18 protein-coding genes and 1 pseudogene are annotated in these 19832 nt (G+C 74.3%); 6 read left to right on the top strand and 13 right to left on the bottom strand.

What is annotated here, in order from left to right; genetic code table 11:
• Window positions 1-5: 5 nt before the first annotated feature.
• The 4 genes from FB388_RS32190 to FB388_RS32175 all read right to left on the bottom strand — a co-directional run bounded on the left by FB388_RS32190 (window position 6) and on the right by FB388_RS32175 (window position 5357).
• Entirely contained in the window at window positions 6-2771 is a 2766-nt protein-coding gene (locus FB388_RS32190; RefSeq protein ID WP_246122650.1) for a helix-turn-helix transcriptional regulator, read from the bottom strand.
• The gene (locus tag FB388_RS32185; RefSeq protein WP_142106484.1) at window positions 2768-4117 is read right to left on the bottom strand and encodes an MFS transporter; all 1350 of its coding nucleotides are present in this window, start codon (window positions 4115-4117) and stop codon (window positions 2768-2770) included. Before FB388_RS32185 ends, FB388_RS32190 begins: the two co-directional genes overlap by 4 nt.
• 60 nt (window positions 4118-4177) lie before the next feature.
• Window positions 4178-4762 (bottom strand): NADPH-dependent FMN reductase, encoded by a 585-nt coding sequence (locus FB388_RS32180; RefSeq protein WP_142106483.1) that lies wholly within the window; start codon window positions 4760-4762, stop codon window positions 4178-4180.
• A 94-nt stretch (window positions 4763-4856) separates the two neighbouring features.
• Window positions 4857-5357, bottom strand: coding sequence for a pyridoxamine 5'-phosphate oxidase family protein (locus FB388_RS32175; RefSeq protein WP_142106482.1), 501 nt, complete (start codon window positions 5355-5357; stop codon window positions 4857-4859).
• A 104-nt stretch (window positions 5358-5461) separates the two neighbouring features.
• On the opposite strand from FB388_RS32175, the gene FB388_RS32170 reads away from it, so the two are divergent.
• Window positions 5462-5974: an NUDIX hydrolase gene (locus tag FB388_RS32170; RefSeq protein WP_246122649.1), complete on the top strand. Its 513-nt coding sequence runs from the start codon at window positions 5462-5464 to the stop codon at window positions 5972-5974.
• A gap of 194 nt (window positions 5975-6168) precedes the next feature.
• On the opposite strand, the gene FB388_RS32165 is transcribed toward FB388_RS32170, so the two are convergent.
• From FB388_RS32165 to FB388_RS32155, 3 genes are all read right to left on the bottom strand, one after another.
• Complete coding sequence (locus FB388_RS32165; protein ID WP_142107657.1) at window positions 6169-7602, bottom strand: aldehyde dehydrogenase family protein; 1434 nt, start codon at window positions 7600-7602, stop codon at window positions 6169-6171.
• Window positions 7599-8576: a deoxyribose-phosphate aldolase gene (gene deoC, locus FB388_RS32160; RefSeq protein ID WP_142106481.1), complete on the bottom strand. Its 978-nt coding sequence runs from the start codon at window positions 8574-8576 to the stop codon at window positions 7599-7601. Before deoC ends, FB388_RS32165 begins: the two co-directional genes overlap by 4 nt.
• Before the next feature lie 329 nt (window positions 8577-8905).
• Window positions 8906-9142 carry a hypothetical protein gene (locus tag FB388_RS32155; RefSeq protein WP_075940218.1) on the bottom strand — a complete coding sequence of 79 codons (237 nt, stop codon included), beginning with the start codon at window positions 9140-9142 and terminating at the stop codon, window positions 8906-8908.
• A gap of 432 nt (window positions 9143-9574) precedes the next feature.
• Between FB388_RS32155 and FB388_RS32150 the strand changes: the two genes are divergently transcribed.
• Complete coding sequence (locus FB388_RS32150) at window positions 9575-11074, top strand: metallophosphoesterase family protein (RefSeq protein ID WP_211362395.1); 1500 nt, start codon at window positions 9575-9577, stop codon at window positions 11072-11074.
• A gap of 3 nt (window positions 11075-11077) precedes the next feature.
• Here FB388_RS32150 and FB388_RS32145 read toward each other — a convergent pair whose 3' ends face one another.
• Window positions 11078-12478, bottom strand: coding sequence for an MFS transporter (locus FB388_RS32145; protein ID WP_342787949.1), 1401 nt, complete (start codon window positions 12476-12478; stop codon window positions 11078-11080).
• 67 nt (window positions 12479-12545) lie between these two features.
• Here FB388_RS32145 and FB388_RS32140 point away from each other — a divergent pair, with 67 nt between their 5' ends.
• The gene (locus tag FB388_RS32140) at window positions 12546-12998 is read left to right on the top strand and encodes a winged helix-turn-helix transcriptional regulator (RefSeq protein ID WP_142106479.1); all 453 of its coding nucleotides are present in this window, start codon (window positions 12546-12548) and stop codon (window positions 12996-12998) included.
• Here FB388_RS32140 and FB388_RS32135 read toward each other — a convergent pair.
• Together FB388_RS32135 and FB388_RS32130 are read right to left on the bottom strand one after the other, a co-directional pair.
• Complete coding sequence (locus tag FB388_RS32135; protein ID WP_142106478.1) at window positions 12959-14077, bottom strand: sensor histidine kinase; 1119 nt, start codon at window positions 14075-14077, stop codon at window positions 12959-12961. The genes FB388_RS32140 and FB388_RS32135 overlap by 40 nt on opposite strands.
• A pseudogene (locus FB388_RS32130) lies at window positions 14070-14741 on the bottom strand (response regulator transcription factor); the annotation flags it as partial. The gene FB388_RS32135 and the pseudogene FB388_RS32130, both read right to left, overlap by 8 nt.
• Window positions 14742-14926: 185 nt before the next feature.
• On the opposite strand from FB388_RS32130, the gene FB388_RS32125 reads away from it, so the two are divergent.
• Together FB388_RS32125 and upp are read left to right on the top strand one after the other, a co-directional pair.
• Window positions 14927-15508, top strand: coding sequence for a hypothetical protein (locus FB388_RS32125; protein WP_142106476.1), 582 nt, complete (start codon window positions 14927-14929; stop codon window positions 15506-15508).
• Between the two features lie 10 nt (window positions 15509-15518).
• Window positions 15519-16142 carry a uracil phosphoribosyltransferase gene (gene upp, locus FB388_RS32120; protein ID WP_142106475.1) on the top strand — a complete coding sequence of 208 codons (624 nt, stop codon included), beginning with the start codon at window positions 15519-15521 and terminating at the stop codon, window positions 16140-16142.
• Window positions 16143-16173: 31 nt separating this feature from the next.
• Here upp and FB388_RS32115 read toward each other — a convergent pair whose 3' ends face one another.
• Window positions 16174-16638 (bottom strand): flavodoxin family protein, encoded by a 465-nt coding sequence (locus FB388_RS32115; protein WP_142107655.1) that lies wholly within the window; start codon window positions 16636-16638, stop codon window positions 16174-16176.
• 64 nt (window positions 16639-16702) lie between these two features.
• Between FB388_RS32115 and FB388_RS32110 the strand changes: the two genes are divergently transcribed.
• Window positions 16703-17449 (top strand): GDSL-type esterase/lipase family protein, encoded by a 747-nt coding sequence (locus FB388_RS32110; RefSeq protein WP_142106474.1) that lies wholly within the window; start codon window positions 16703-16705, stop codon window positions 17447-17449.
• Here the strand turns inward: FB388_RS32110 and FB388_RS32105 are convergent.
• Complete coding sequence (locus tag FB388_RS32105; RefSeq protein WP_142106473.1) at window positions 17424-19043, bottom strand: phospho-sugar mutase; 1620 nt, start codon at window positions 19041-19043, stop codon at window positions 17424-17426. The genes FB388_RS32110 and FB388_RS32105 overlap by 26 nt on opposite strands.
• Window positions 19040-19828, bottom strand: a complete 789-nt coding sequence (locus tag FB388_RS32100) for a purine-nucleoside phosphorylase (RefSeq protein ID WP_142106472.1) — start codon at window positions 19826-19828, stop codon at window positions 19040-19042. The genes FB388_RS32105 and FB388_RS32100 overlap by 4 nt, the downstream gene beginning before the upstream one ends.
• Window positions 19829-19832 lie beyond the last annotated feature (4 nt).

The raw sequence follows: 19832 nt of genomic DNA, 5'->3' as shown, positions 1-19832 counted from the left end.
GCAGGTTACGCGGGGAGATCCAGGCGGACCAGCTGCGCGCGCGAGGCCACGCCGAGCTTGGGGAACGCCTTGTAGAGGTGGTAGCCGACCGTGCGCGGCGACAGGAACAGCTGCGCGGCGATGTCGCGGTTGGACAGTCCCGCCGCGGCGAGCCGGACGACCTGCAGCTCCTGCGGGGTGAGCTCGGCGAGCTGGTCCGGGGCGGGCCCGGTCGCCATCGTCGATGTCGATCGGGTCTCGCCGGTGGCCCGCAGCTCGGCGCGCGCCCGCTCGGCCCACGGCCCGGCGCCCAGCTCGTCGAACGCGTCAGCGGCTGCCCGGAGCGGGCCGCGAGCCTCGCTCCGGCGGCGCGCGCGGCGCAGCCACTCGCCGTGCAGGAGGTCGGTGCGGGCGCGTTCGAACGGGTGCGTGCCGTCGGTCCGGTGCATCGCTGCGGCCTTCGCGAAGAGCTCGGCCGCCCCGTCGTCGGACGCGACGAGGGCCCCACAGCGCGCCGCGATCGCCCGCGGCCACTCCTGCCCGGTGTGCTCGGCCCACCGGGCGTACCGGTCGGCGGCGCGCCGCGCCTCCGCGGTGCGGCCGGCCCGGGCCGCCGCCTCCACGAGGTCGGGCAGCCCGCGCCACCAACCCCGCGACGCCGCCGCCTCGGCGAGCCGGTCCGCGGCCGCGTCGAACCGGCCGAGGCCCAGGTCGAGCAGCCCGCGGGCCGAACCGATGATCCCTGCGGAGCGCCCCGTGGGGCGCTGCCCGTCCAGCTCGCCGAGGGCGGCGGCGAACCGCACCTCGTCCCCGCTCGCCGCAGCGAGGTGGGCGAGGACGCCGGCCAGCTGGTCGACGACCTGGAGCTGCCCGACGTCGCGGGCGATGCGCAGGCCGTCGGTGGCTGCCGCGGCCGCATCGCGCCAGTGGCCGAGGTGCCAGCGGCCGGTCGCGAGCACGGCGAGCACGCGGGGCAGGGCACCCAGCGCCCCGGTGGCGCGGGCCTCTCGCTCCGCGGCTGCCGCCACCGCGAGCGCTGTGGTGTCGTCGCCCGCCACCATGTACCAGGCGGCGAGGCTCGCGGTGGCACGCGGTTCGCCCTCGCCGCGGCAGTCGGCCATCCGCGCGAACGCGGCACTGGCCGGTGGCAGCGGGGCGTCCGGGTCGTCCGGGAGCTGGGCCGCGGCCAGCGCGGCGTACGCGCGGATGTGGTCCGCCCCGGGTGCCCCGAGCCCGCTCGCCGCGGTCGCCACCTGCTCGACCATCCCGCGGTCGCGTGCCGACCAGCCGGCCTCCACGGCCCACAGCAGCATCTCGCCCGCCAGGTCCGGCGCCGCGGGCGCCGCGGACCCGGCCGCGGCCAGCAACAACCGGTGGGTCTCGGCGACGTCGCCCTCCTCGTCGGCGAGCCGGGCCCGCACCAGTGCGAGGCGCGCCCGCAGCTGCGGGTCCTCGGTGAGCGGCTCGCTGCGGCCGGCCAGTTCGGCCGCCCACTCGTGGTGCCCCGCCTCAGCAGCGGCCTCGGCCGCCGCCACCATGCGTCGCGCCCGATCCGGGCCGTACGGCGTGAGCGCGGCGGCGCGTTCGAAGGCAGCGGCCACCGTCTCGTGGCTCCCGCGGTCGCGAGCCCGCAGCCCGCTCTGCTCCAGCGCGCCGGCCACCGCCTCGTCCGGGCCGAGGCTCGACGCCGCGAGGTGCCAGTTGCGCCGATCCTCCTCGTCGCTCTCGTGGAGCACCTCGGCCAGCGCCTGGTGCGCCGCCCGCTTCGCCGCCATGGTCGCGGCGCCGTAGACGGCCGTGCGGATCAGCGGGTGGTGGAACCCCATGCAGCCGTCGAAGAACAGCAGCAGCCGTTCGCGTTCCAGGACCTCCAGGTCGGCCGGCCCGGCCCCGAGCCGCTCGGCCGCGGCGAGCACCACCCGGGCGTTGCACGTCCCGTCGGCGGCGGCAACGAGGAGCGCGGTGCGGGCCGCCGCGGGAAGGGCGGCGATGCGCGCCGCGAACTCCCGCTCCACCGGGCTGTTCGTCGGCGGGACCCCGCCGCGGCCTGCGTCGGGCGGCGCGAGCGGGTACACCGGCGCGCGGCCCATCCGGTGGGCCGCGGGCAGCTCGTGCAGGGCGAGCGGGTTGCCGGCCGCCTCGCGCAGGAGCTGGTCGCGCACCGGGCGGGGCAGGTCGCCCACCTCGGCGTCCAGCACCTCGCGGGCGCTCGCGTCGTCGAGCCGAGGGAGGTCGAGCGACTCCACACCAGGGGCCGGGAAGTCCGGAGCGAGCCCGGTGCGCGCGGCGAAGAGCAGCACGACGGACTCGCTCCCCAGCCGGCGAGCCGCGAAGAGCAACGCCTGGGCCGACGCCCGGTCGACCCAGTGCGCGTCGTCGACGACGCAGAGCAGCGGACGCTCGGCGGCCAGCTCGGCGAGCAGGCTCAGCACGGCGAGCCCGACGAGGAAGCGGTCGGGCGGTGGCCCGGCGGCCAGCCCGAGCGCGACGCGCAACGCGCCCGCCTGCACCTCGGGGAGCCGGTCGAGCGCCTCGCACGCGTCGGCGAACAGCGCGTGCAGCGTGGCGTACGGCAGCTCCACCTCCGTCTCGACGCCGACCTGGAGCAGCACCTGCATGCCGGTCGCCCGCCTCGCCGCGTGCAGGAGGAGCGCCGACTTCCCGATCCCCGCCTCACCGCGCACCACGAGGGCCGCGCTGCTCCCGCGGCGGGCCGCTGCGAGCAGGCGGTCCACGACCTCCAGCTCGGCGTCGCGGCCGCGCAGCGGAGGCGCCTCCGGCAGCGTGATCACGGCCGCCGCACCGGGACGAGCAGGACCGCCAGCCCGACCGCGACGGCCACCGTGATCATGAGGATGCCGCTGCGGAAGCCGGCGATGCCGCCGCCGGCCATCGTCCATGCGAGCGCGGACGCCGCGGACCCCACCGTCACCGCGACCGTCCGGACCGTCATGCCGACGCCGCCCGCCACGCCCTCCGAGCCCGCCGGTGCGGCCGTGAGCATCGCAGCGTTGACGGCCGGGTTGAACAGGGCGGCCCCGATCCCGAGCACCACGAGCCGCCAGGCCATGTCGACCAGGCCTGCGTCGCCGTCGAGCGTCAGCATCAGGAGCACCCCCGCGAGGGACACCGCGCTGCCGGCGGCCGCCACCACCCGGTTGCCGAGACGGTCGGCCAGTGCGCCCGCCGCCGCCGAGAGCGGCGCCATCGCGCCGACGAAGAACAGCAGCGCAACCCCGGTGAGGTCCGGGCCGCCGTGCAGCACGTCGGCCACGAAGTACGGCAGCAGGAACGAGACGAGGCCCGCGGTGGACGAGACCGCCAGCAGCGAGATCATCATGAACCCGAACGCCGGGTTCCGGACGAGCCGGAGCACCGGGCCGGAGGCCGCCAGGCGCGACCACCACACGGCCAGCCCGATCGCGGCCACGGCGAGCGCCCCGGCGAGGAGCGGCCGCCCGCCCACCTCCTCGAAGGCGAGCAGCAGCACCGCCACCGCCCCGCCCAGCAGCAGCGCCTCACGCAGGAGGGCCGCGCCGGGCCGCGGCAACCCACGACCCGGGATGCGGGTGATCGTGCTCAACCCCACCCACAGCACCGCGACCACCACCGGCAGCTTCACCAGGAACACCGCGCGCCAGCCCCACATGTCGGCGATGAGGCCGCCGAGCGGGACACCGGCCATCGCGCCCACCGTCATGATCGTGATGACGAAGCCGATCGCGCGTCCGCGCTGCGCGGGCAACACGCTCGCGGTGATGATCGGCATGTAGACCGCGACGATCAGCGCACCGGCCGCGCCCTGGAGCAGTCGCCCCACCACGACCAGCCAGAACGCCGGCGCCAGACCGACGAGCACGCTCGCGACCGCGATCCCGACCATCGAGAGCGCGAACGCAGCCCGCACGTCCGCGCCGTCGGCCCAGCGCCCGGCCGGGATGGCGAGCGCGGCCATCGGCAGGGCGTAGGCGAGCAGCACCCAGGCCGTCGCCGCGGGCGAGACCAGCAGGTCCGCCCCGATCCCGGGCAGCGTCACCGCCGCGATGGTCATCTCCGACGTGACCACCAGCATCGCGAGCCCGAGCGCCGCCACCGGGGCCCACTTGGTGCGCTGGAGCGTCACCGCGTCCGTGGTCATGATCTTCCTACCTCTCCTGGATGCTTCGAGGCGACGTTAAGAGTTGAAGTCAGGTCGAGGTCAACCCGTGACGTACGGCCGTGCCGCGCGCGCCTCGCGCAGGGCGTGGGCCCACCAGGAGAGCTGGTCGAGCATCGTCTTCGCCGCCGCGGCGCACTCGGCCGGATCCACGGGGCGCGCATCCGACCCGAAGCGGTCCCACGCCCCGTGGAAGCTGACGGTGTCGCGCACCGTCACGGCGTGCAGCTCGGCGAGGACGCCCCGCAGGTGCTCCACGGCACGCAGACCCCCGGACATGCCGCCGTAGGACACGAACGCCACCGGCTTGGCCTGCCACTCGGTGAAGTGCCAGTCGATCAGCGTCTTCACGGGCGCCGGGTAGCTGTGGTTGTACTCCGGCGTCACGATCACGAACGCGTCGGCGGCCGCCAGCCGGGGCGTCACTGCCGCGACCGCTGCCGGCGGCGGCGTCCCCCACCCCGTGAGGCGGTCGGGCAGCTCGGCCTCGGCCAGGTCCAGCACGTCGATGTCCAGGTCGGCCCGCGCGCGGGCCTCCTCCACGAACCAGTTCGCCACGTTCGGTGCGAACCGGCCCTCCCGCGTGCTGGCGATGACGACCACCAGTCGAAACGGCGTCGCGTCCATCGGTCGCTCCTCTCGTCGATCGGACGCAACCGACGCTAGGAACGGGAGGGGGCGGCTCGAATCAGTCAGGTGACCGGGCTTGCCGGAGCGCTGCTCAGGTGGCGCGCTGCGCCAGCTTCGCGTTGATGATCTCCTCGACCGCCTTGGGGAGGGTGGTCTCGAAGTCCAGCAGCTTCGCCCAGTCCGGCTCGATCGTGATGCGCACCATCCGGTCGTACAGCCCGCGCACCCCGGCCTCCCAGTCCTCGAAGACCTCGACCGGTGTGACCTTGCGGGACGCCTCGACGTACTCCTGCGGCACGCCGTCGACGGGCTCGACGCTCGCAGCGCCGCGGACCAGCAGCACCCGCGGCGGCCACTGCTCCTGCGTGTCGATGGTGATCGCCACGCGCGGGTTCTTCTTCAGCGCCGGCACCTTCGCCGCGTTCGGAATCGTGAAGACCAACAGCTGCGCGCCGTCCCACCAGAAGCTGACCGGGACCACCCGCGGGTCCCCGTCCACCCCGGTGTACGCCAGCCGGGCCGGGATCGACGAGCCCAGCAGCTCCTGGGAGATCGGCTTGTTCAGCACCTCGGTGACGTCGTTGCGGTCCATGGTGTCCTCCTGTCGTTCCGGCCTCTGTGCGGGTGAGACGGAGCCGACCACCGGTCCTCGACAGTCAGGAATGTGCTCTGAGTCACAGGCGTAGCGTCCGAAGCGTGGGGGAGTCGATCGACGAGCTGGGCCCTCGCCCGGGCGTGCGGGTGTCCGCGCGCGTGCTCCTGGTCGACCCGGCGGGGCGGCTGCTGCTGTTCGAGGGCTTCGACCCGCACGTGCCCGACGAGTCGTTCTGGTTCACCGCCGGCGGCGGGCTCGAACCGGGGGAGGAGCTGCTCGCCGGGGCCCGGCGAGAGCTGCGCGAGGAGACGGGCCTGCTGCTGCCACCGGACGGGCTGGTCGGGCCGGTGTGGCTGCGCCGGGTGCAGTTCACCTTCGAGAGCGTCGCGTACGACAGCGACGAATGGTTCTTCCTGGCCGCGCTGACCGACGCCGCCGACGTCGACACGGCAGGCTTCACCGACCTGGAGAACCGGACCGTGCGCGGCCACCGCTGGTGGAGCGCCGACGACCTGCGCGCCACGACCGAGACCATCTACCCGCTCCAACTCGCCGAACTGCTGCCCGGGCTGCTGGCCGGCGGCTGGGACGGGCGGCTGCGGCTGGTCGACTGATCCCAGGGCCGATCCGTGACGGCCGGGCACTCGACCGCGGGCCCCTGAGCGAGCGATGATCGCCGCGAGAAGTACCTCCTCGCTGGATGCACCGCTCTGGCGTACGGCTCGCCGTGACCAGCCGCAGCGAAGTAGCGGCAGCCATGGACAGCTTCGAAAGGTTGCCGCCACAACGGCATCAGCCCGGTCCGGGCTCACGCCTGCAGGTACGCCTCCAGCCCCACCCGGCCGCCCTCGCGCCCGAACCCGCTCTCCCGGTACCCCCCGAACGGTGCGGTGGGGTCGAACCGGTTGAAGGTGTTCGTCCACACGACACCGGCCCGCACCCGCTGGGCCGTCCAGAGGGCCTTGGACCCCTTCTCCGTCCAGATCCCGGCGGACAGGCCGTAGGGGGTGTTGTTCGCCTTCGCGATCGCCTCGTCGGGTGTGCGGAAGGTCAGCACCGAGAGCACCGGCCCGAAGATCTCCTCCCGCGCCACCCGCATCGTCTGCTCGACGCCGGAGAACACGGTTGGCGGGAAGAAGAGGCCGCGTTCGGGCAGCGGGCACGAGCTGGTCCAGCGGTGCGCGCCCTCTGCGTCGCCCGCGGCGGCGAGGTCGACGATCCGGTCCAGCTGGGGACGGGAGTTGATCGCGCCGACGTCGGTGTTCTTGTCCAGCGGGTCGCCCACCCGCAGCGTCTCGATCCGGGTCCGCAGGAGCTCCATGAACTCCTCCTCGACCGACTCCTGCACGAGGAGCCGCGAGCCGGCGCAGCAGACGTGGCCCTGGTTGAAGAAGATCCCGTCGACGACGCCGTCGACCGCCTGGTCCAGCGGGGCGTCGTCGTAGACGATGTTGGCCGCCTTGCCGCCCAGCTCCAGCGTGAGCCGGCGGCCGGTGCCCGCGAGCCGGCGCTGGATCTCCTTGCCGACGTCGGTGGAGCCAGTGAAGGCCACCTTGTCGAGCCCGTCGTGGCCCACGACCGCCGCGCCGACGTCACCGGCGCCCGGCAGCACGTTGAGCACACCCGGCGGGAGGCCGGCGTCGGCGGCGATCTCGGCGAGCACGAGCGCGGTGAGCGGGGTGGTCTCGGCCGGCTTCAGGACGATCGTGTTGCCGCACGCCAGCGCCGGCCCGATCTTCCAGGCGGCCATGAGCAGCGGGAAGTTCCACGGGATCACGGCGCCGACCACGCCGACCGGCTTCGGGTCCGGCCCCAGGCCCGCGTAGCCGAGCTTGTCGGCCCACCCCGCGTGGTGGAACAGGTGCGCCGAGGCGGTGGGGACGTCGACGTCGCGCGACTCGCGGATCGGCTTGCCGTTGTCGAGCGTCTCCAGCACGGCGAGCTCGCGGGCCCGCTCGGCCACGACCCGCGCGATCCGGAACAGGTACTTCGCCCGCTCCGCACCCGGCATCGGGCCCCACACCTGCTCGTACGCCCTGCGCGCCGCAGCGACCGCCCGGTCGCCGTCCTCCTGGCTCGCCGTGCCGACCTCGGCCAGCACCTCCTCCGTGGCCGGGTTGAGCGTCTTGAGCGGCTCGCCGCCGCCGTCGACGAACTCCCCGTCGACGAACGGCCGGTACGTCGGCTTGAGGTTCGCGAGCGCGGCCGACTCGGGTGCGGGCGCGTAATCCCAGGCCATCAGGCCCCTCCGATGTGGTCGCGGTCGGCGTAGTGGCCCTCGAGCTGGGTGCGCCGCTGCCGCAGCAGGTCGCCGAGGAGCGCGGACGCCCCGAACCGGAACAGCTCGGGCGTCAGCCAGGCGGGCCCGGCCACCTCGTTGACGGCCACGAGGTGGCGGATGGAGTCCTTCGCGGTGCGGATGCCGCCCGCGGCCTTCACCCCGCGGTGCTCGCCGGTTGCGCGGTGCCAGTCGCGCACGGCCTGCAGCATCACCTGCACGACCGGCAGCGTGGCGGCGGGGGAGACCTTGCCGGTGGAGGTCTTGATGACGTCGGCGCCCGCCAGCAGCGCGAGCCAGGACGCGCGGCGCACGTCGTCGTAGCCCGCGAGCTCGCCGGTCTCGAGGATGACCTTGAGATGGGCGGTGCCGCACGCCTCCTTCACCGCGACGATCTCGTCGTACACCGCGCCGTAGCGGCCGGTGAGGAACGCGCCGCGGTCGATGACCATGTCGATCTCGCTCGCCCCCGCCTCGATGGCGAGAGCGGTGTCGGCGAGCTTGACCGCGCGCGACGACCGTCCGGACGGGAAAGCGGTGGCGACCGCTGCGACCGCGACGCCGGAGCCCTTCAGCGCCTCGACGGCGACGCCCGCGAGGTCGGGGTAGACGCAGACGGCCGCGACGGACGGGACGTCCGGGTGGTCCGGGTCGGGCCTGCGGGCCTGGGCGCACAGCGACCGCACCTTGCCCGGGGTGTCGGCACCCTCCAGCGTGGTCAGGTCGATCATCGAGATCGCCATGTCCAGCGCCTGGAGCTTGGACTCCTTCTTGATGCTCCGGGTGGCCAGCGTCGCCGCGCGCCGCTCGACGCCCACGTGGTCGACGCCGGGCAGGCCGTGCAGGAACCGCCGCAGCGACGCATCGTCGCGGACGGCGTCGGCGAACCTCCCGTCGCGGCCGCCTGCGGTGCTCGGGGCGGTAACGGTCGTGGTCACGCGGGCGAGTCTAGGCGTGGAAAGGCGCGCAGAGGCCTTCCGCCGAGCCTGCTGGATCGAGGTGAACCCCGTAACCGAGCGAGCGGGCCGACGACGTCCCGCGGAGGAGCTGCGCAGGGAACGAATGACCGAGCACCGGGGTAGCGGGGCGGGCTCACCAAAGGCTTGCGAGCCCGCTGCAGCGGAGCGGAGGCAGTCCCTGGACAGCACGCCGCCCGCCGCGCGGGAGGGGCGGCGGGCGGGGATGAGTGCAGGGGGAGCGGGGGTAATGCTTTCGTGCGGCCGTGCTGTCGCGCGAATGGGGGACCCGCGCGGTTCTTGCTGTGGGGTCAGGTGGAGCTGTGCAGCCGCACTACGCCCACGGTCACGTCCTCGAGCCCACCGCGGTCGAAATCGCGGCGGAGCTGGTCGGCCTTGACGGTGGCCGTCAGCCCGTCGAACGGGCCGTGTGCGTCGACCTCCCCGGTCTGGGGGTCGACGGCGAGTACGACGTATCCGTCGCACTGCGTGAGCTTCTCCGCCGCTGCGACCAGCGTCGCTTCGTCGGAAGTCGTGTTCTCCGGCACCGGATCACCTCCTAGTCACTAAGTACAGCGTCGCCGGGGCTCTCCGCGTGACAGTGTTCGTGCCAGACCACCCGTTCGGGTCAGGGTGAAAGTTCGACTTGATCACCCTTTGTGCTGCCCACGGCACAGTGGGCACGTGGGGCTGGGCGGAAAGGTCATTTCTGTCACGCAACCGGCACGGTCGGTGATCAGTTGAGGGCTGGATGGCCCCGGGGTGTAGTTGATCGTGTGACGGCTTCGCCGAAGGGGTTCGGGAGGCCGGGCGCAGCGTTCCGAGCGCCCGCGCCCCGATGTCGCTCTGGTTGCGAAGGGTGACCGGCGTACGCCCGCGCTGCCAGGATCCAGGCCATGCGCTCCCTCCCGCTCTCCGCCGGCTCCGGACCCTCCCGCACCTCTACCCGCGGGGCAGGCTGGGGATGCCGGACGCCGGGTGTGGGGGCCGGGCTGGCACCGCGCGACAGCCGCTTGTCGTGGCTGCGCCCGGGGCCGCTGATCAAGTCGCGCAACGACGTGCTCGCCCGCAGGTTCGGCGACCCGACCGACGACCAGCGCCGCGAGTGGCTACGCCGGCTCGACGAGTACGCGCGCGCCGCGGGCGCTCCCCTCCCGCCCCGGGACCGGTTGATCACGCGTTACGCCGACCGCGAGCGCGTCTCGGTGGCCCTGCTCGGCGACCCCGGCGAGGGTGACGCCTCCCAGTACGTCGTGGTGCCGGTGCTGGACCGGGTCGCCCGCGACACGGACTTCGCCGTGCTGTGCAGCGACGTCATCTACCCGGCGGGCGGGGTGCGGGCCTACGCCGACCGCTTCTACCGCCCGTACGCCGACTACCCCGGTCCGATCTACGCGCTGCCCGGCAACCACGACTGGTACGACGGGCTCGCCGGGTTCATGACCACCTTCTGCGACGCGCCGCCGGACGCGGGCGCCCCGCGGCCGGTGTTCCCCGGCTCGTGGTGGCGGCGGTTGCTGTGCAGGCTGCTCTGGCGCCCGGCCCCGTCGGCCACGGCCGAGGACGTCGCCGACATGCGCTGGTACCGCGACGCCGAGTCGCAGCAGGGCGGGCAGCCCGGGCCGTACTGCGCGATCGACGCCGGTCCCGTGCGGCTGGTGCTGATCGACACCGGCATCGACGGGCACATCGACCGCGACCAGGCCGAGTGGCTGCGGGAGATCTCCGCGGGTGACCGGCCCAAGATCCTGCTCACCGGTCGCCCCATCTACACCTACGCGCGCCGGCAGGACAGCCCGATCGAGGGCGGCGGCGACGTCAACGAGATCGTCACCGACCCGGAGTTCAACTACGTGGCCTGCATCGGCGGCGACGACCACAACTACCAGCGCTACCCGGTGCTGCAGCGCGACGGGCGCACCATCCAGTACCTGGTGGCGGGCGGATCGGGCGCCTACCTGTCGGCCACGCACCAGATCCCGAACGTCGACCGCCTCGCGCCCGCCGTGCACGAGGAGGACTTCCGCTGCTACCCGCTGCGCGGCGACTCCCTCGCGCACTTCAGCCGCCGCTACGACGACGTGCTCGGGTTGGGGCTCGGCCGGTTGGTGATCTCCCCCGAGGAGGCGACCACGATCATGGCCGAGCGGATCGGGATCGAGCCGCCCCGCCCGTCGCCCGTCGTCGTGAGCGACCGCGCTCGCCGGGCCGCGGACCGGGTGTTCCCGCTCCCGGCCCGCGGCTCGGCGCCCGCGCACAACCTCATGTCGCTGCTGTTCGACTCGAACGCCGTGCCGCAGTTCAAGAGCTTCCTGCGCCTGAACATCGCCCCTGACGAGATCGTCATCACCTGCTGGGCGGCCACCGGATGCCGCGAGCACGAGCTGGACCCCGTGCTCGAGGACTCCGCACGGGCGGTCCGGGAGGCGGACGGCCGCTGGGAGTGGCACAGCGAGACGCCGGGCCGGCCGGTCCCCTGAGGGTCAGCGCCCGGTCCGGCGCAGGCCCGTCACCATCAGCAGCGCGCCGATCGCCGCTGCGCCCACCGGCACCAGCAGGCCCGCCCGGTAGCCCTCGAGCACGGCCTCCGGTGAGGCGTCGGCGGTGGCGGCGACGATCACGGCGGTCACGATGGCGAGGCCGAGCGCGGCCCCGAACTGGAACGACGTCGTCAGCAGGCCGCTGGCAAGGCCCTGCTCCTCGTCGGCCACGCCGTCGGTGGCCGCGATCGTGAGTGGCCCGTACGCGAGTGTGAACGCCAGGCCGAGCACCAGGAATGCCGGCAGCATCGCCCAGAAGCTCCAAGCCGCCCCAACCGGGAGGAACAGCAGGTAGGCGAGCACGGCGAGCACCATCCCGGCGGTGAGCACCCGCCGGTTGCCGAACCGGTTGACGAGCACCGGCGTGAGCGTCGGGGCGAGCACGGCGTCGATGCCGGCGACGGCGAGCGCGAGCCCCGTTTGCACGGTCGACCAGCCACGCAGCTCCTGCATGTAGAGCACGGCGACGAGCTGGAACGCCATGAACGCGCCGACCAGCAGCATCGCGCCCGCGTTCGCTCGCAGGAGCGGCGCCGAGCGCAGGATCCCGAGCCGGACGAGCGGTGCGGCCGAGCGCCGCTCGATCCGGACGAACGCCGCGAACAGCACGGCTGCACCGGCGAGGGTGACGAGGGTGGTGCCGATGGCGACCTCGGGCGCGTGCACGACCGTGATCACCAGGAGCAGCATCGCGCCGGTGAGCGTCAACGTGCCGGGGATGTCGAAACCGCCCGCGGTCCGCTCGCGCCGTTCCTCCCGGGGGATCAGGACGATCGCCGCGATCAGGATCGCCGCCGCGACCACGACGGGCGCGAAGAAGACCCAGCGCCAGCCGATGGCCGTGAGCAGCCCGCCCGTCAGCATGCCGAGCGAGAACCCGCCGGCGGCCGCTCCTGCGTAGACCAGCACCGCCCGGTTGCGCACCGGGCCTTCGGCGAACATCGTCGTGATGATCGACAGTCCGGCCGGGGCGAGGAACGCGGCAGCGACACCGGTGACGAACCTGGCGAGGATGAGCACCCACCCGTCCTCGGCGAACCCACCGAGGCCGGAGAAGGCCACGAACACGACCAACCAGACGAGGAACATCCGGCGACGGCCGAGCAGGTCGGCGGCTCGCCCGCCGAGCAGCACGAACCCGCCGTAGCCGAGGACGTACGCGCTGACGACCCACTGCAGCGAGCTGGTCGACATGCCCAGCTCGGCGCGGATGGACGGCAGCGCGACACCCATCATCGAGACGTCGATGCCCTCGAGGAAGATCGCCCCGGAGAGGACGAGCAGCAGGCCCCACGCACGCGCGGTCATGCGTTCGGCGCGTGGTGTGGCGGTTCGTGCGGACACGGCGTCTTCTCCCATTCGTTCGGTTCCCTCTTGTAACCGACCGCATCGTCCGTCACCATCGACCACTGTGGAAGAAGGCACTTCGAAGTCACCGACGCACGCGGGAGGCACCGTGGGCGGTAGTTCCTGCGAGTGGAGCGACGCCTACCAGTGGGACACCCGCGAGGACTGCGAGGTCCGCCAGATCCTCGACCGGATAGCGGACAAGTGGTCGCTGCTGGTCATCGCGCTGCTCGACGAGCGGCGGATGCGGTTCACCGAGCTGCGCCGCGAGATCGACGGCGTGAGCCAGCGGATGCTCACCGTGACCCTCCGCCAGCTGGAGCGCGACGGGCTGGTGCACCGCACCGTCCACCCGGTGGTGCCGCCGCGAGTCGACTACGAGCTCACGCCGCTGGGGTCGTCGCTGCACGAGACCGTGCAGGCGCTCGTGAGCTGGACCGACGCCCACCAGCGCGAGATCGCCGCCGCCCGCAGCTCCTACGACGCCCGGAAGACGCCGGAGCCCGCCGCTCCCTGAACCCGGGGCAGCCGCATCTCGAAGCGGCAACCACCCGGCACGTTCCGAACCGCGACGGAGCCGCCGTGCGCCCGTGCCACCGCCCGGACGACGGCGAGGCCGAGGCCCGCGCCGCCGTCGGGGGTGCGGGCGGGGCTCGCGCGCCAGCCCGTGTCGAACACCCGGCTCAGGTGCTCCGCGGCGATCCCGCCGCAGCCGTCGGTGACCGTGAGCAGGGCGTCCGGCCCGTCGACGCCGACCGTCACGGCGACGCTGCCGCCGTCCGGCGTGTGCCGGACGGCGTTCTGCAGGAGGTTCCCGGTGGCCCGGCGCAGCGCGTCGCGGTCCCCCGTCACGGTCACGGCGGGACCCGCCGAGTGGAGCCGCACCCCCGCCCCGGCCGCGACGGCCTCGGCCGCACCGACGGCCTCCGCGGCCAGCTCGGCGAGGGGGACCGGCACCGGGTCCGCGCGAGGCGTCGGCTCCCTGTCGTGCAGCGCCAGCGCGACGAGGTCGTCCACCATCGCGGTGAGCCGCTCGGCGTCGCGGCGGATCGTCCGGCGGTAGCGGGCCGGGTCGGGCGCGACGCCGTCCTCCAGCGCCTCGGCCATCGCACGGATCCCGGCGAGCGGTGAGCGCAGGTCGTGCGACAGGCCGGCCACCAGCTCGCGGCGTGCCTGCCGCACGGCGTCCAGCGCGTCGAGGGCGCCGGCCAGGTCGGCCGACAGCGCGGCAACCTCGGGGGCCGGGTCCGGTGGCGGGGTGAACGTGCCGCGGCCGGCGAGGTCGCGCACGGCGGACCGCAGCTCGTCCGTGCCCCCCGCGACCTGGCGGGCGAGCACACCGGTGACGCACAGCCCGGTGACGGCTGCGACGGCGCAGGCCGCCACCACCATGGCCAGGTCCTCGCCGGCGACGAACATCCCGGCGGCGGCACCGGCGATGGCGAGGACGACCGCGAGCTGGCTCGTCAGCACCGCCGCACCGAGCGCCGTGCCGATCGAGCGGCGGCGCAGCAGCGGCACGGCCAGCACCCCGACGCCGCCGACGAGCAGGCTGTAGCCGGCGGCGATCGCCGCGGCCACGAGGACCTCACGCACGGCGCGCCGGCTCCCAGCGGTAGCCGACTCCCCACACCGTGACCAGCCGTTCCGGCCGGGATGGCTGGTCCTCGACCTTCTCGCGCAGGTGCCGCACGTGGGACGTCACGGTCGCGTGCCCGCCGACCGTCCAGCCCCATACCCGGCGCAGCAGCTCGTCGCGGGTGAACGCCTGACCGGGGTGGCGCAGCAGGAATGCGAGCAGGTCGAACTCCCTGGTGGTCATCGGCAGATCGCGCCCGCCGCGGCGGGCCTTGCGCCCGACGACGTCGAGGTCGAGGTCGCCGTCGACCAGGAGAGCGGGGGAGGGGGCCGGTCCGACGCGCCGCAGCACCGCCTGCGCGCGCAGTACCAGCTCCCGGGGGCTGAACGGCTTGGTCACGTAGTCGTCGGCGCCCAGCTCCAGTCCGAGCACCCGGTCACCGACGCTCCCCAGCGCAGTCAGGATGATCACCGGTGTGGGCCCTGCGGCCCGGAGCCTGCGGCAGACCTCCCGCCCGTCGACGCCCGGCAGCATGAGGTCCAGCACCACCAGGTCGGGCGACCTCCGGGCGCACGCCAGCAGCGCCTGCTCGCCGTCGACGGCGTGCTCGACGACGAACCCGGCGCGGCCGAGGTAGATGCCCACCACCTCGGCGAGCGTGGGGTCGTCCTCGACGACGAGCCGTGCGTCACGGGGATGACGGTAGGGCGAGCGGGCAGTGGCGTCGCCGACCGGAAGCGGACGTCACCGAAACGCAAGGACCCTTGCCGATGTCTTGGCCTGCCCACGCGGGACGGGGGATCCGGCCGGGCGCGCGCTCTGATCGGCCCCGCGCCCTTTCGAGCGCACCCGAGAGGAGATCCCCAGTGCCCGTCCCCACCCTGCACCGGCTCGCCGCGATCGCCGGCATGCTGTGCGCGTTCGCCATCTGCTTCAACGCCGCCCGCCGCGGCGGGCTCGTCCCGAGCACCGACCTCGCCCGCGCGGCGGCGCCGCTGGCCCAGCTGTTCGGGCTCTGGCTGCTGACCGGCCTGTACACGAGCACCCGCGAGCGGACCGGTGTACTCGGGCTCGCCGGCTACGCGCTCAACTCGCTGGGCCTCGCCGGGCTCGTCGGCTGCGAGTACGTCGTGAACTTCGTCCTCCCGTTCGTGCCGCCCGCGACCGTCGCCGACCTCCTCGACGGCCTCGCCGGCGCCGTCTTCACCGGCACCCAGGCCGTCCTCCTCGTCGGTGCGCTGCTGTTCGCCGCGGCGCTCGCGCGCGGCGGCCACCCGCCCGTCGCGGTCGCGCTGTACGCGATCGGCGCCGTCGCGATCGGGCTGCGCGGCGTCCTGCCCGACGTCACGTTGAACCCCGGCCTCGTCCTCGCCGCGACCGGCCTCGCCTGGCTCGCCGCCGCGCTGTACCGCTCCACGGAGCGAACCGCAACAGTTCCGACGCATTAGCCTCTGCCCCATGGACGTGCAGGTCGTCGACCACCCACTGGCCAAGGCCCGGCTGTCGGAGCTGCGCGACGCGCGCACCGACAACGCCGCCTTCCGCGCGGCGCTCGCCGACCTCACCCTCATGCTCATCTACGAGGCCACCCGCGACGCCCCGCTGGCCACGGCCCCGCTGCACACGCCGGTGGCCCGCACCGTGGGCTACCGGCTCGCGAACCCGCCGCTGCTCGTGCCCGTGCTCCGGGCCGGGCTGGGCATGGCGGACGCGGCGCTCGGCCTCATGCCGGAGGCGCAGATGGGGTTCGTCGGGCTCGCGCGCGACGAGGAGACCCACCGCCCGGTGCCGTACATGGAGTCGCTGCCGGCCACGCTCGCGGGCCGGCCGGTGTTCGTGCTCGACCCGATGCTCGCCACCGGCGGCTCGATGGCCCACACGATCCGGCTGCTCACCGAGCGGGGCGCCACCGACGTCACCGCGATCTGCGTGCTCGCCGCGCCGGAGGGCGTCGCGCACCTGCGCGACAGCGGCCTCCCGGTGCGGGTCATCACGGCCAGCATCGACGAGCGCCTCAACGACTCCGCGTTCATCGTGCCGGGGCTGGGGGACGCGGGCGACCGGCAGTTCGGGGCCATCTGAGGCTCCGTGCTCACACTCGGCGGATCCCGGCCTAGCCGTCCTCGTCCGGCGCGATCCCGGCCGCGACGACCGCGCCCAGCTCGTAGCACGCCTCAAGCGCCGCCTTGTCCGGCGCGCCCATGACCTCCACCGGTTCGGCCACGCGCGTCCAGCCCATGCCGTCGGCGATCGAGCCGATGGCGCGCACCGCCCCCTCCACGCCGAGGTTGCCGTGCACGTAGCAGCCGTAGGGAAGGCCGCGGGTGTCGTCGCCGCACACGTAGAACACGGTGTCGAAGAAGTGCTTGAGCGCGCCGGACATGTAGCCGATGTTGGCCGGCGTGCCGAGGACCACCGCGTCGGCGGCGAGCAGGTCGGAGGCCGTTGCGGCGAGCGCCGCCCGGCGAACCACGTCGACGCCGGTGATGTCCGGGTCGGACGCACCGCGCACGACCGCGTCGAGGAGCTCCGCGGTGGCGGGCGACGGGGTGTGATGGACGATCAACAACCGGGCCACGAAGAGCATGTTCCCACCCCTGCGCAGCAACTAGATTGACTCGCGGACGGGACGAAGGGGCGGGATGGCCGGGGTCGGTTCGTGGTTCGGTCGTGGTCTGCTCGCCGTCGCGGTCCTGCTGATGGTGCTGGTGGGCGTGAGCGCGGGCGCGGTGCCGGTGCAGCGCAGGGCCGCCGCCGCCCCGGTGCCGGCCCCCGTCGTGCTGCGGATCATGCCGCTGGGTGCGTCGAGCACGGTGGGGAGCGGCAGCCCGGAGACCGCCGGCTACCGGGGGCCGCTGCAGTGGCTGCTCGCGCGCGACGGCGTCACGGTCGACATGGTCGGGTCGCAGCGCTCGGGGCCCGCCTCGGTACGCGACTGCGACTACGAGGGCCGCAGCGGTCTCACGCTCGAGGACATGCGCCCCCGGGTCGCGGAATGGGTGCGCCGCGCCGACCCCGACGTCGTGCTGCTGCACATGGGGACCAACGACCTGCTGAAGGGTGCATCGCCGGAGAAGGCCGTCAGCCGCCTGGAGGACGTCCTCTCGCAGATCGTCATGGTGTCCGACGCGCACGTGGTCGTGGCGGGCGTCTGGGCCCCGCTCCCTGGCGAGGCGCGCGACCGCGCGGAGTTCAACCGGCTGGGCGCGGCCCTCGTCGGGGACTTCAGGCGGCGCGGCCACTCGATGCGCTACCTCGACGTCTCGGAGCCCCTCGAATCCGACGAGCTGGCCGACGGGCTGCACCCGAACGCCACGGGCTACCGGATGATCGCCGCGATGTGGGAGCGTCAGATCCTGGACGTCATCGGCCGTCGAGCAGGGTCCTGACCTCTGCGCGCAGGGCGTCGAGGCGGTCCTTCGCCGCGGTGCGGGCCGCGGTGAGCGCGGCGGCGTCCGGCACCGGTTCCACCACCTCCAGGTAGGCCTTGAGCTTGGGCTCCGTGCCCGACGGCCGGATCACGAGGCGCTCGCCGTCGCGGCGCAGCACCAGCACGTCCGGTGCCGGTAGCTCGCTCGTCCAGCCCTCCGGCGGGGCGGAGCGCAGCCGCGCCGCGGCCGCGTCCCGCGCGGCGGGCTCCATCCGCAGCGACACCCCCTCGGTCAGGTGCACCCCGTGTGCCACGGCCAGCTCGTCGAGCCGGTCCGGCACGCCCCGCCCGGTGGCCTTCAGCGAGGCCGCGAGATCGCAGGCCAGCACGGCCGCTGCGATGCCGTCCTTGTCCCGCACCGCGTCGGGGTCGACGCAGTAGCCGAGCGCCTCCTCGTACCCGTAGACGAGACCGGGCCCACCACGGACGATCCACTTGAACCCGGTGAGCGTCTCGGCGTACCGCACCCCGTACGCGGCCGCGACCAGCCGGAGCATCGACGACGACACCACGGTGGTGGCCACGAGCGGGTCCACGAAGCCGCCGGACCGCAGCAGGTGGTCCCCCAGCAGCACGCCCGTCTCGTCGCCGGTGAGCATCCGCCACCCCGACCCGGTTGGCACGGCGAGTGCGCAGCGGTCGGCGTCCGGGTCGAGGGCGATCGCCAGGTCGGCGTCCACGTCGGCGGCGAGCGCGATGAGCGCGTCGGTGGCGCCCGGCTCCTCCGGGTTCGGGAACGCCACCGTGGGGAATTCGGGGTCCGGCGCCGCCTGCGACCCGACGACGTGCACGTTCGGGAAGCCGGCCCGGTGCAGCGCGTGCACGGCGGTGGCGCCCCCGACACCGTGCATCGGCGTGAGTGCGACGCGCAGGTCACGGGCCGTCCCGCGGGGCAGCCGCGCGACGCGCTCCAGGTAGGCGTCGGTCACGTCCACCTCGGTGGCCGTCGGGGCCGTCGGGATCGAGACGGCGGCGGGCGCCGCGGCGATCGCGGCCTCGATCTCGGCGTCGGACGGCGGGGCGAGCTGCGCCCCGTCGGCCAGGTAGACCTTGTAGCCGTTGTCGGCAGGCGGGTTGTGCGAGGCCGTGATCTGCACTCCGGCCACGGCGCCCAGCTCCCGCACCGCGAACGCGAGCACCGGCGTGGGTAGCGGACCGGGCAGCGCCCGCACCGCGAACCCGGCACCGGCGAGCACCTGCGCCGCCGCCGTCGCGAACGCCGCCGACCCGTGTCGCGCGTCCCGCCCGACCACGACCGTGCCGCGCTCGCCTCCGCGGGCGAGCCACGCGGCCAGCCCGGCCGTCGCCCGCCGCACGACGGCGACGTTCATCCCGGCAGGCCCCGCCCGCACCGGACCGCGCAGGCCCGCCGTTCCGAAGCTCAGCATCCCGGACATGCGGTCGGCGAGGTCCTCTACCGCCCCGGCCGTGCCGACCATCGCCGCGGCCAGCACCCGCTGCAGCTCGGTGCGCGTGGCCGGGTCCGGGTCGTCGGCGATCCAGCGCATCGCCGCGTCGCGCAGCTCGGGCCGCAGAGTCGTGCCCCGCGTCATGCGCGCTCGATCAGGTCGCGCAGCAACGCGCCCATCCGCCCGGCCGCGGCGGCCCCCGCGGCCAGCACCTCGTGGTGGTCGAGCGGCTCGCCGGTGATGCCGGCGGCGAGGTTCGTGACGAGCGACAGCCCGAACACCTCCACGCCCTCGGCGCGCGCGGCGATCGCCTCCAGCACCGTCGACATGCCCACCAGGTCGGCACCCAGCAGGCGGAACATGCGGATCTCCGCGGGCGTCTCGAAGTGCGGCCCGGGCAGGCCCACGTAGACGCCCTCGGACAGCTCCGGGTCGATCTCGCGGGCGATGGCCCGCAGCCGCGGCGAGTACAGGTCGGTCAGGTCGGTGAACCGCGGACCGACGAGCGGCGACAGGCTCGTCAGGTTGAGGTGGTCGGAGATCAGCACGGGCTCACCGACGCGCATGCCTTCGCGGATCCCACCCGCCGCGTTGGTCAGCACCACCGTGCGGCACCCGGCCGCCGCGGCGGTGCGCACGCCGTGCACCACCGGCTCGACGCCGTGGCCCTCGTAGAGGTGCGTACGGCCCAGCAGCACCAGCGCGCGGCGCTCAGCGACGGTGACGGACCGCACGGTGCCGGAGTGGCCTGCCACGCCCGGCGGCCGGAAGCCGGGCAGGTCGGCCATCGCCAGCTCGTCGTCCGGCTCGCCGATCACGTCGGCGGCGGGGCGCCAGCCGGAGCCCAGCACCACGGCGACGTCGTGGCTGTCCACACCGGTGGCCTTCGCGATGGCCGCTGCTGCAGCGGCGGGGTCGTCGGCGCTCATGAGC

Source organism: Pseudonocardia cypriaca (assembly GCF_006717045.1).
Lineage (GTDB): Bacteria > Actinomycetota > Actinomycetes > Mycobacteriales > Pseudonocardiaceae > Pseudonocardia > Pseudonocardia cypriaca.
The sequence above is the reverse complement of the archived record's forward strand: the minus strand, read 5'-3'. Positions and strand labels throughout refer to the sequence as shown.